This window comes from Lysinibacillus sp. NPDC093688 (assembly GCF_050280145.1).
GTDB classification, from domain to species: Bacteria; Bacillota; Bacilli; order Bacillales_A; family Planococcaceae; genus Lysinibacillus; species Lysinibacillus xylanilyticus_B.
Map to the genome: position 1 here is coordinate 78,001 of NZ_JBNNUX010000018.1, position 11,780 is coordinate 89,780.

General features: G+C 36.7%; 12 protein-coding genes. 7 read left to right on the top strand and 5 right to left on the bottom strand.

Annotation, left to right across the window (positions count from 1 at the left end; translation table 11 throughout):
- Positions 1 to 273: 273 nt before the first annotated feature.
- The 6 genes from ACQKN2_RS15210 (at position 274) to dltD (ending at position 7,018) form a co-directional block, all read left to right on the top strand.
- The gene (locus tag ACQKN2_RS15210; protein WP_427415687.1) at positions 274 to 1,917 is read left to right on the top strand and encodes an alkaline phosphatase; all 1,644 of its coding nucleotides are present in this window, start codon (positions 274 to 276) and stop codon (positions 1,915 to 1,917) included.
- An 834-nt stretch (positions 1,918 to 2,751) separates the two neighbouring features.
- Positions 2,752 to 2,889, top strand: coding sequence for a teichoic acid D-Ala incorporation-associated protein DltX (locus ACQKN2_RS15215; RefSeq protein WP_285397286.1), 138 nt, complete (start codon positions 2,752 to 2,754; stop codon positions 2,887 to 2,889).
- Positions 2,890 to 2,907: 18 nt separating this feature from the next.
- Entirely contained in the window at positions 2,908 to 4,380 is a 1,473-nt protein-coding gene (gene dltA, locus ACQKN2_RS15220) for a D-alanine--poly(phosphoribitol) ligase subunit DltA (protein WP_427415688.1), read from the top strand.
- Positions 4,377 to 5,540, top strand: a complete 1,164-nt coding sequence (dltB, locus tag ACQKN2_RS15225; RefSeq protein WP_427415689.1) for a D-alanyl-lipoteichoic acid biosynthesis protein DltB — start codon at positions 4,377 to 4,379, stop codon at positions 5,538 to 5,540. The genes dltA and dltB overlap by 4 nt, the downstream gene beginning before the upstream one ends.
- 72 nt (positions 5,541 to 5,612) lie before the next feature.
- Entirely contained in the window at positions 5,613 to 5,846 is a 234-nt protein-coding gene (gene dltC / locus ACQKN2_RS15230; protein WP_427415690.1) for a D-alanine--poly(phosphoribitol) ligase subunit 2, read from the top strand.
- Positions 5,843 to 7,018, top strand: coding sequence for a D-alanyl-lipoteichoic acid biosynthesis protein DltD (dltD, locus tag ACQKN2_RS15235; protein ID WP_427415691.1), 1,176 nt, complete (start codon positions 5,843 to 5,845; stop codon positions 7,016 to 7,018). The genes dltC and dltD overlap by 4 nt, the downstream gene beginning before the upstream one ends.
- A 521-nt stretch (positions 7,019 to 7,539) precedes the next feature.
- On the opposite strand, the gene ACQKN2_RS15240 is transcribed toward dltD, so the two are convergent.
- From ACQKN2_RS15240 to ACQKN2_RS15260, 5 genes are all read right to left on the bottom strand, one after another.
- Positions 7,540 to 7,956 (bottom strand): N-acetyltransferase family protein, encoded by a 417-nt coding sequence (locus ACQKN2_RS15240; RefSeq protein WP_427415692.1) that lies wholly within the window; start codon positions 7,954 to 7,956, stop codon positions 7,540 to 7,542.
- A 27-nt stretch (positions 7,957 to 7,983) separates the two neighbouring features.
- On the bottom strand, positions 7,984 to 8,496 hold the full coding sequence (locus ACQKN2_RS15245; protein ID WP_427415701.1) for a GNAT family N-acetyltransferase: 513 nt from the start codon (positions 8,494 to 8,496) through the stop codon (positions 7,984 to 7,986).
- A 222-nt stretch (positions 8,497 to 8,718) separates the two neighbouring features.
- A complete protein-coding gene (locus ACQKN2_RS15250) occupies positions 8,719 to 9,363 on the bottom strand; it encodes a hypothetical protein (protein WP_056686083.1) in 645 nt (214 codons plus the stop codon).
- 550 nt (positions 9,364 to 9,913) lie between these two features.
- A complete protein-coding gene (locus ACQKN2_RS15255) occupies positions 9,914 to 10,336 on the bottom strand; it encodes a hypothetical protein (RefSeq protein WP_427415693.1) in 423 nt (140 codons plus the stop codon).
- The gene (locus ACQKN2_RS15260; protein ID WP_427415694.1) at positions 10,317 to 10,790 is read right to left on the bottom strand and encodes a MerR family transcriptional regulator; all 474 of its coding nucleotides are present in this window, start codon (positions 10,788 to 10,790) and stop codon (positions 10,317 to 10,319) included. Before ACQKN2_RS15260 ends, ACQKN2_RS15255 begins: the two co-directional genes overlap by 20 nt.
- Positions 10,791 to 11,130: 340 nt before the next feature.
- Here ACQKN2_RS15260 and ACQKN2_RS15265 point away from each other — a divergent pair.
- A partial coding sequence (locus tag ACQKN2_RS15265; protein WP_427415695.1) for a serine hydrolase domain-containing protein occupies positions 11,131 to 11,780 on the top strand: 650 nt, incomplete at its 3' end.

Sequence of the window (11,780 nt, forward strand, 5' to 3'; positions counted from 1 at the left end):
GACGCTTCGCTTTCGCACAGATAAAACATTTGTTGCTGACGCTTCGCTTTCGCACAGAGCAAAGCTTCCTGGGAGCAACCGACGCGCACTTCGCTCCAAGGTATCCTCTGTGACTGATCCCCAAGGAGTCGCCCTGTCTCCACTCCAATCACCTAACTTTCAATGATGAATCCTATAGTTAACAATCCCCCCACAATTCATAACAATTAATTCATCCTAGCTTTACAACCTTCCTTTACACTTACTTGTGAATTGACCCAGAGGAGGAAAGTCATGAAATACTCAAAAAAATGGAGTTCATTGTTATTCGCAAGTGCTATTGCTTTATCGTCGATTAGTATCGCTCAGCCGCAAGTACAAGCAGCCCAAGTAAAGAAACCAACAAACGTGATTATGCTCGTGATGGATGGTAGTAGTAATAATGCCGTTACACTTTCTCGTTGGTACAAAGGGGAAAGCTTGGCTATGGATGAAATTTTATCAGGGGCAGTGCGTACATACTCTGCCGATTCAGCCATTACTGACTCAGCCCCTGCCGCTACTGCGTTAGCAACTGGTCATAAATCAAATGATAAATTTGTAGGTGTGCTACCAGCCGTTATTAATTCACCAGGGTTAGAGCCAATCGCCAAAGAAGATGCTTATAGACCTGTAGCTAATGTATTAGAAGGGGCTAAGCAACAAGGCAAGGCAACTGGATTGATTTCTACTTCGGAAATTCAGCATGCTACACCAGCTGGCTTTTCTGCACATGTGAAAAATAGAAGCCAATACGATGACATCGCTGAGCAGCAAGTTTATCAAAACATAGATGTCGTGTTAGGCGGTGGCTTACAATCTCTGGCACCGGGTACTACTAAAAACGCTCGTAAAGATGGCGAGCATTTAATGGATGTCCTCAAAGAAAAGAATTATGACATTGTTAAGACGCGGGATGAGCTCTTCCATAGTAAATCGTCAAAAATTTGGGGAAGCTTTGCTCCAAGTGACCTTGCCTACGATTTAGATCGTGCTACAACAAGAGCATCTGAGCCTACACTCGCTGAGATGACAAATAAAGCGATAAATACGCTTAAAAAGGATGAAGATGGCTTCTTCTTATTTGTAGAAGGCAGTAAGGTGGACTGGGCGGCTCACGCAAATGACACGATCGGCATAATTAGCGATATTTTATCGTTTGATGCTGCAGTCAAAGAAGCCGTTGATTTTGCAAAAAAAGATGGCAATACAATGGTCATTGCTGTGACAGACCACGGCAATAGTGGGATTACAATGGGTAATGTTAACACGACAAGTACTTATTCCAACACGCCTGTATCTGCCTATATTGATCCTCTGAAGAAAGCTAAAATGACAATTGAAGGTGCGTTAAGCCAATTAAAAGAAGACAAATCAAATATTGTAGAAGTCGCAGCACTTTATGGATTACATGACCTATCTGAGAAAGAGCTTGCCACATTAAAATCGACTAATGATCTGGGCAAAGAAATGGTAAAAATGCTTGCCACTCGTGCCAATATTGGTTATACAACTGGTGGGCACACGGGTGAGGATGTATTTTTATACTCATTCGGACCATCTAAAATTACAGGTCTTGTCGAAAATACGGATTTAGCACATGCGATGGCAAAATTTATGGGCTTCGATTTAAATAAACTTACAGAGGAATTATATATACCAGCGACAAAGGCTTTCACAGAAAAAGGCTACACTTCTAAAATTGACTTAAGCGATCAAGAAAACCCTAAATTTATTGCACAAAAAAAGGATGTAACCATTACAATCCCAGTTAATAAGAACATAGTAATACACGAACAAGACAAGACTACCGCAAAAACGCATACGTTAGACACAATCAATGTCTACAACGGCACTGACTTTTACGTATCCAAAAAAGTTTTAAAACTTCTCAAATAAAGTGAAACTTAATCAGCGGGGATTCTCTTCATCCCCGCTGATTTTTAGTCTTCACCAATCGGGCTTTTACGGGCAGTTTCTCTCTCTGTAATTTAAGGCGGGATAACAATACGGGTGCTAACATAAGTTGAGATGATCAACTGGATGATGGCGCTTTTCTTTTTGTTCAAATATGTCTTTGCAACAGTCCTCGAAAGATTTCCGATTTCATCATCCGCTTCATATGTTTGCGGCTTCCTTTTTCGTTACCCCTTTGCATCTCAACTTATTTTATACCGATATTTTTTATCAAATTTACTTTGATTTTACTTTCATTGGTTATGCTTAATGTAACGAAGTAAAAATGGGTAGCAGGATTAAATGAAACATTAATCAGTGGGTTTTCTTTCTTCATCCCCCATTGATTGCTCCCACTTAACTTCTTTGCTTTTGCCGAATATTAAGGTCGGCATATTACTGCCCGTTAATGAGGGATAAATTGTCTCGAATGTCTTTTACGAAATTTAAGGATTTTTTAAGTACCCATAAAGCAGAAAAACAGCGATAATAAATAAGGATTAACGTTTAGAAAAATTCAAGTTGAGGTGAAACAACAATTATTTTCTTACCATTATAATAGTCATGTTTTTCAAAACCTTAATTCTACCTTAAATCTATCTTATGATTTCATGAATAAATGGAAATTTAGCAACGTTTTTCTCTACAATCCGTCAAATCAGTGTTAAAAAATTTTTAATGTCAAAAATAATTTAGAAATAACTTGAAAAAATATCAATTTATTTAGTATATTTACAAAGTTATAATCTTTTTTCATTTTTAATTGGAGGTGGACTTATGCAATCCATTAAAAATAATGAGCTTTTTCGTTTTATAGGCTTTACGTTATTTTATTTCATCATTTTAGTGCTCTTGTTTCTTATTCATGGCTTCCATGATATGAACGCAGGACCATTTATATATACGGAATTTTAAGAAAAGGAGATATAAACTATGTTAAGTATTTTAGAGGCTATTCAAAAAGTGGCACAACAGCATCCACATCGAACTGCCTATCAAACCGACAATGATTCTTTAACGTTTGGTGAGCTTTGGCATCTTTCTGATTGTGTAGCACAATATTTAATGGCTCTTGATTTAGAAAGACAACAACCTATCGTCGTCTACGGGCATATGTCACCTTTACAAATCGTTGCCTTTTTAGGTGCAGTAAAGGCAGGTCATCCATACGTACCTGTGGACTCTTCTACACCGTCTGAAAGGTTACAGATTATAATAGAAGCTTCTCAGGCTTGCTTGCTACTAAAAACTGAAACGTTAAGTTCCAACTTACAAGTCCCTGTAGTAGAAGTAAGTGATTTAGTGGCTCAAACTACTAGCATTTCGACTGAGCCTTCAACTTGGGTTAAGGATCAAGAAATTTATTATATTATTTACACATCTGGTTCTACTGGTAAGCCAAAGGGTGTTCAAATTACCGCTGATAATTTAGCACATTTTGTTGCTTGGATGCATGAACATTTCCCTTTACAGGAATCTGGAGTGTTTCTAAATCAAGCGCCTTATTCCTTTGATCTATCTGTGATGGATTTATATCCTGCACTAGTTAGCGGGCAAACACTTTACGCGATTAAGCAAGAGCAAATTGCTAATCCAAAAGCGTTATTTGAGTCATTAGCTTCTTCTAATGTTCGCGTTTGGACTTCCACACCTTCCTTCGCGAAGATGTGTTTAATGAACAAGGAGTGGAATCAGGAGTTAATGCCTTCTCTAGATACATTTTTATTCTGCGGAGAAGTGTTACCAGTATCCGTATCTACGGAATTAATGCAGCGCTTCCCTCAAGCTTCTATTTATAATTTGTATGGTCCTACAGAAACAACTGTTGCCGTCTCTTATGTGGAAGTAACAAAGGAGCTTTTAGAGCAGTTTGACCAATTACCAATCGCCCCTCTATCTGAGCCTAATCTATCCTTGTTAGAAGATAGCGAGATTATTATTTCTGGACCGACTGTAAGTGCAGGTTATCTTGGTGCACCTGATTTAACACTTAACGCGTTTCCTACAATAGGGGATCAACGTATCTATAAAACTGGAGACGTTGGTTATGAAAAAGATGGCTATCTGTTCTTTTCTGGACGAAAAGATTTTCAGGTGAAGCTACACGGTTATCGTTTGGAGATCGAGGAAATTGAAAAACAAATGGGTAATCTTCCACCTGTATCTAGCTGTGTTATAATTCCTGTTTCAAAAAATGATGAGATTGTATCATTAAGTGCGTATATTGTTCTTCGAGAGCCATTGACGGACTCTGCCTTCAAAATGACGAAGCAGCTTAAAGCATTGTTATCGGAGTATTTACCATCTTATATGATTCCAAAAACATTCAAATACATTGACACTTTACCTTTAAATACAAACGGCAAAGTTGATCGTAAAGGATTGGCGGTTATGGAAACAGTATGACGCCTTATGGAAATATAGTTTTTTTCATCATCATTGGTATTTTGTTATTGCCAACAATTATTTTAGGACTCCGTGGGAAATCAGCTAAAGGCTATAATATCGTTATTTCGATTGTCGTGTTAGCTCTTATTTTTGGTAACTCCCTGAACGGCTCCATTTCTCTTATACTGTTTACAGTATTTCAGTTATTATTAATTATCGTTTACCAAAAATATCGCTTACAGAAGAATAATACCTCTGTATTCGTCATTGCTGTAGTACTGTCCATTTTGCCACTTGTGCTTGTGAAGGTTCTGCCAATTCTTGGACTTAGTAATTTATTTGGATTTTTAGGGGTATCCTATATTACCTTTAAATCAGTACAGATGATTTTAGAAACGCGAGATGGCTTAATTAAGGATAAAATTTCACCAATTGAGCTTGCTTATTTCTTACTGTTCTTCCCAACAGTATCATCGGGACCTATTGATCGTTGGAGACGCTTTTATAAAGATATACACACAGTGCCGTCTGGGCAAGACTATCAAAAACTGCTGTTAAGCGGGATCAATTATATATTTGTAGGCTTTTTATATAAGTTTATTTTGGCTTATTTAATCTATAATTACACACTTATTTATTTACCAGATCAAACGTATAACTATTTGACACCTTTTCAAGGGCAAATAGCGTATATGTATATGTATAGTTTTTATTTATTTTTCGATTTTGCGGGTTATAGTGCTTTTGCCGTTGGTGTCAGTCGCATTATGGGTGTTCAAACGCCCATTAACTTTAACCGTCCGTTCTCGAGTCGTAATATTAAAGACTTTTGGAATCGTTGGCATATGAGTCTTTCCTTCTGGTTCAGGGATTATGTCTATATGCGCTTTGTGCTGTGGATGACAAAGAAAAAATGGATTAAAAACAAATATACAGTTTCTTATATCGGCTTCTTTTTACTGTTCTTTTTAATGGGGATTTGGCACGGATTAGAATTACATTTTGTTGTCTATGGTCTCTACCATGCCCTGTTAATAATCTGCTTCGATAAATTTGAACGCTGGAACAAAAAGCGCAAGATTTGGCCAAAAAATAAATGGACTCATGCAATAGGCGTATTTATCACATTTAATGCCATTTGCTTTGGTTTCTATATTTTTTCAGGAACATTATTTTAATTAACGGCTCTGTTCATGTTAATTGTTAATTTTATGAATAACACAGCCTAAACAACAAAGGAGATTTTTAATATGGATAAACAACAAGTTTTAGAAATGCTAGTAGAGTTATGCGAGGACGATATCATTTTAGAAAATCCAGATATCGATCTATTTGAAGAAGGTCTTCTTGATTCATTCGGTACAATCAATTTATTAGTGGAAATTGAAAACCGTTTTAATATCTCAGTACCAATTACTGATTTTAACCGTGAGGAATGGAACACGCCAAATCGTATTGTAGCGGAATTAGCTGAAAGACAATGATTAAGAAAGGCTTTCTATCATTATTAATTGCTTTTATACTTTTTGCTGCCGTTGTGTTCTTCCCAAATTCCTGGATTAAATCTTGGATTTCAGATGAAGAAGTAGAACAGGCAAAGACTAGTATGTCTCCGTTAGTGTTCCAAGGGATGTATTTCCAGGAGCGAATGTTGCAGGAGCCTAATACGATGCCTTTATATGGCTCCTCAGAATTAAATCGTTTTGATCCTTTCCACCCTTATAATTATACTCGCGCTACAAATGCTCCATATACGACATTTATGGTCGGGCGTGGTGGAATGCAGTCTATTACACACTTTTTAAATTTTGCTGCACAGGAACAGAATTTAAAGGATAAGAAAATTGTCTTCATCATTTCTCCTCAATGGTTTACGAAAAAGGGAATGAACGAACTACATTTTTCTCCTAACTATTCGATGTTGCATGCATATGATTTAGCATACAATAAGGACATTGACGAAGATCTTCGAAATAGAGGAATGAAACGCCTTCTTGAATTCGATACTGTCAATCGCGATGACCTGCTAAAAACAATTTATGAATATAAATTATCTGGTGGTAAGAAAAAACCAGTTATAGGGCGACTTGCAATGATTGCAGGCCATGTCCAAAAGGCTCTTTTAGAGAAAAAAGATTTATATTACTCGCTCTTCCCTCGAGAAGGCAGTAAATTAAAAAACAATGACAAACTAGTTGTCGACCAAACATTTGAGCAACAATTGCAAAATGCCGAGAAATATGGCGAGAAACGTGTATCCAATGACTTAATGATTGAAAACAAGTTTTATAAACGCCTTAAAAACGCTAATATTAACAAGTTTAAAGGCATGCGAAAAAACGAAGATTATACAACTTCACCTGAATATGAGGATTTACAGCTAGTCATTGATGTTTTAAAGGATGCTGGTGCAAAGCCACTATTTGTTTCTATTCCAGTAAATGGTCATTGGTATGACTACACGGAATATCCTGAGGAACGTCGAGAAAAATATTACGAAAAAATGGGGCAGATTTTAACTGATAATGGTGTTCCATATGTTGATTTCTCAGACCATGACTATGATCCTTATTTCATTATGGATACGATTCATATCGCATGGAAAGGCTGGGTATATCTAGATCGAGAGCTAGACAAATACTGGGCAGAGCAATAAAACGTTTAACGAACGTAGAGACAGACTAAAGTGTTACTCACTTTAGTCTGTCTCTCTTTTTTATGTGATTATCTTTGAGGGCAAATGCAATGTATAATGCTCATTTTCGAAAAACGAAATAAAGATGTCATATATTAATTATAGTATGTCTCTTCGGCAAAACGAGGGGTTGATTTCCGTTCCGGCTGGGCGCTTTCCTGGGGGCGTCCGATGAGCCGCTTCGCTGCGCTGCAGGGTCTCATCTGTGACGCTATTCCCCAAGGAGTCGCCCAGCCTCCACTCCAATCAACCATTTCACTTAGCGTGTATTTTCTGCATTTCATTCTAATTTAAAGTATAAAAGAAACTGCAACAAGATGTGTTTTGTTCGAATGTGTGTAGTCTGGGACAGAAATCATCCTCGCGTTATAAATTATACTAACTTCCTTCATATTAAAATTCATGCCTATGCTTACTTCTTCATTACAAATAAACTCAAAGCCCCTCTTGTTTGAAGTTTATTTCAATACATTCTTAATCCGTTATTCATATATCAGAACCCAATATTTTTCCTTTTCTCCTTCTTCAATTACCTTCTTCCAACCATTTTTCTCATAAAATTTCATCGCTATATGATTTTCGGATACACATTTTAATCTTAATGGTTTATTCATTTTTTTAATGGAGGCATTTAGTAAATGACCACCTATCCCTTTACCAAAGTAATTAGGGTTAATAAATAAATTATGAATGAAGTTATCTGGCAAGTATAATGAAGCAAATCCAAGTATATGATTATCCTCTTCCGCTACAATTATATGCTCTCCTACTGTATCTTTATCAAAATCGTCTAAGGTCATTTCCTCTAAAACCGCCCAATGGAAGTTTTTACGACGTGATTCCAGATAGATTATTCTTAATTCTGGGTAATCTAATTCATTCGCTTCTCTAATATTCACATGATCACCTTTGCTTTCATAATAATTTTAGCTTCTATCAAATGAAAAAAGTCTAAGTTCTTCAGAATCATTGGAAAGTTGAACTAATCCTTCAAACTTCAAGCCTATCTTTTCGAGTAACTTGGCTGAAGCATGATTATCTTGAGTTGTGATAGCTACAATACGATTTAGTCCTAGTGTATCTAGTCCATATGCTAATGTCGCTGAAGCTGCTTCATAGGCGTATCCTTTTCCACAATATTTAGGAAGAAAAGCGAAGCCAATATCCACATCTTCTAGCGACTCTCTTTTAACAAAACCACAAATTCCTACCGGGCTTTGATCTTCTTTTCTTTCAACTAAATAAAAACAAAAGCCAGATTGCTCATACATGCGAATTGGTCCATTCACTATATATTCACGCGCATCCTCTACTGTTCTCACACCGCGATCACCAATGAACTCTAGCCATGAAGGATCATTCACTAGCTCAAGGATAAAATCTGCATCATCTGTTGTTTGTAAGCGAAGGGTAAGTCGTTCTGTTTCAATAATTTTCATCATTCCACTCTCCTCTTAGTATAGTATTCTACATTTTCTAAACTTTTCCCCTATTTGTAATGTATGTTTTCTAAGATTGTTTTCTCAAAGATTGTTGCTTCTCGTTTGGCTATCTTATTTAACTTAAGCACCCCGTTAGCCATCCATGTAGCGCAAAATCAACACTACACCACAGAAAATGAAAGATTTTTACGTTCTTTCATGGGAGTTGAAGAAACGTATCTACTTAAATTCATTTGCAAATGCACCATTTTCGTTATGCAATAAATATCTTTTATCATTAACTACATTATGGTAATCAATTTCTAAAAAATATGTTGCTTTACTTAGAACGTCATAAAAGAAAGGAACAAACTCCAAATCTTTAAAAACATAAACTTCTATTTGTTCATCATTATTTCTATATGCTTCAAATATACGATGGTTTCCATTGATACAATAAGGTTTGTTGTTGGTTAAATATCGACTCTGAAGTACCATTACAGGATTTTTATGATTGGGTTTTATTCGGTTTGGGTCTTTATTTATGTTACCTTGGTCAACAGCTTCAATTATATTCGATGGAGAAGTCTTTATGGGTTTAATGTTTTTTTCTTTTATAAATGTAGTAGCCCCGTCTATGTCTAAGGTATACTCAAATACCCCAGTCGTGAACTCTGCATATAACGAGAAAGTCTCCTGACCAATTGGATGTATCACTGGGTAGGTTTCATCTACAAGAGTTTGGTTTAAAATATCAGTCCATTTTGAGGCAACTTCAGCCCCATAGCTGGATTCTTTCCGCATTACTTGAATGCGTGAAATAAAGTGTTTAAAAGGTTTGAATTCCTGAGACTCTTTTTCGTATAATTCTATTTTACTTACCATTTAATATCCCCTTTGCTACTTTTATATCAAAAAATCAAATTCACTTTTTTTTAGATTTCTAATAATAACCACCGTTTATACACCCCATTATTTTTTAAGACATTTTATTTACTTCTATGTAAAACAATTATTTTCCTTCTTCAATTAAACTGCCCCGTTAGCCATCCATGTAGCGCAAAAACCAGCGCTACGCCACTGAAAATGAAAGATGATTACGTTCTTTCATGGGAGTTCAATAAAGAAAAAAAGAGCTGCATATGCAACTCAATGATCTTCAAGTAAAGCACCCGTTAGTCACCCATGAAGCGCAAAAATAAGCACTTCACCACAGAAAATGAAAGATGATTAAGTTCTTTCATGGGAGTTTAATAAGGCCAGAGACGCTTCTTAAATAATCGCGCCCGATTACGGAATAAAGTTATATTTTATTTTTATAATAAAAAGATCCTTTGGACAAAGCAAATCCAAAGGGGGGTGAGTAACGCATCTTTTTTACAAACATCATGACTTTATTTTTAAGCCACTTTCAGACATCTCTGGTACTGTAGCGCTAACCAGCGGGCTGTTTTTTCTTCATAGTTGTGCCCAGTATAATCAAAGCAACATAGATTAAGATGGCAATCGAATCTATAAGCGTATCCGTAAGAGCCGAAACGTCAAGTATTGCCGTTACACCAAGAATGACCATCAGTCGGACGAACAAGATCGCCACGATCATCCATGCGGCAAAACGGACCTTCGATTGCTCACTTTGGAATGACATAAAAATGAATGCGATGCCGAAGACCAGATTTTCCGCCGTTATAATATGCCAAACATACGTGAATACCGTCCGGGTATCCATGGACATCGCCATAATGTCGATCGTTGCCAGTACAACGTATTGCCCGTTCCATGCATGTGTGACGGCAGAAAGTATCGTAAGAACGCCTACAATCAGATAATAAAAATTTCTAACCTTGATGTTGATCACAACCCTCCTTAAAAATTTCAGTTCCCTTGTCACCGATATCCTTGTAAAGCTCGCGGACGAATTCTGACAACCGTTGATCGCTTTCGTCATTAAAATCCCTTAACGTTTCAGCCGCTATGTTGAGAAGCCGACTGACCTTTTCAAGATGGGTAATCTTCTTGCGCATTACTGCGTTTTTAGCATCGAGGAACACAGCTACCTCTTCGCAGTATGCAGAATCGATATTTCCCATCTTGTGGAAACCAACTTTCCCTTTGATTTCGTCAAGAGAAAAGTCCGCATACCGCATAATCTGAATGTTCATCAAGTCTATGAGATCGTCTCTCGAATACTCACGGTACCGATTGTCTTTCCGAGACGGCGAGACAATCCCAATCCGGTCATAATATCGAAGTGTATCCTTAGACATCCCAAGTATCGTCGAAACTTCTTGTATTGAATAAAGTTTTTCCATGAATCCAGAATATCATTTGAGTTGACTCCAATGTCAAGCGCATTTTTAATTAATAATATTTATTCTTTTGTAAATAAACTTTATTTCGCAAACTGGTCCGATTGTTGAACACAAGTTAAACAACATTCTTCAACTAACCTGCTCCGTTAGTTCAAGAAAAAAGATGGGATTCCATAGAGAATCCCATCTTGAAGTAAAGCATCTGTTCGTTTAAGTGTAACTCTTCACAAATACTTGATATTATATAAGTGAATAGAAAGATAAATTAAAATTTAGTTTAGTAGTTGTAAAAGTAGGTTATTTATATTATTCTCTTATAATTTTTCAAAAAGGAGAATTTATGAAAAAGATTATTGTTTTTGTATTAACGATATTTATATTATTCTCAGGATTCGCAACACAAAGTTATGCGTTGTCAGATTCGAAATCTGCGGCAATACAAGCGTTGCTAGATGATGCCTGTCGTATATCAGGTGTGCCGGGAATGTCAATCTCAATACTTGCTGATGATGAAGTGTTCTACTTTTCTTCAGGGTATGCAGACCGTGAAAAGGGGTTGTCTGCAAGTGAAAATACACTCTATGAGTTAGCCTCGGTCAGTAAAGCTTTTACCGGAATAGGTATTATGCTGTTGGAAGAGCAAGGGCTGCTCTCAATGACTGACCCTGTCCAAAAATATTTACCTTGGTTTACGTTAAAGTATCAAGGGAAACCTGTTGATATGCAAAGCCTTACACTAAATAACTTTCTTCACCATACCAGTGGTCTAACAAATATTAGGCATACTCAAAATATTCCACAAGGCCATACACCGGATATGTTGCAAAAGACTGTGGAAATGCTCGTAGATGCTGAATTGGCGTTCCCTCCCGGTGAACAGTATAACTATGGAACCGTTAATTATGACGTATTGGGTTTGGTTATTGAGATTGTGTCGCGACAAAGCTATGAAGACTTTATGAGGGAACAGGTATTTCAGCCGTTAGGTCT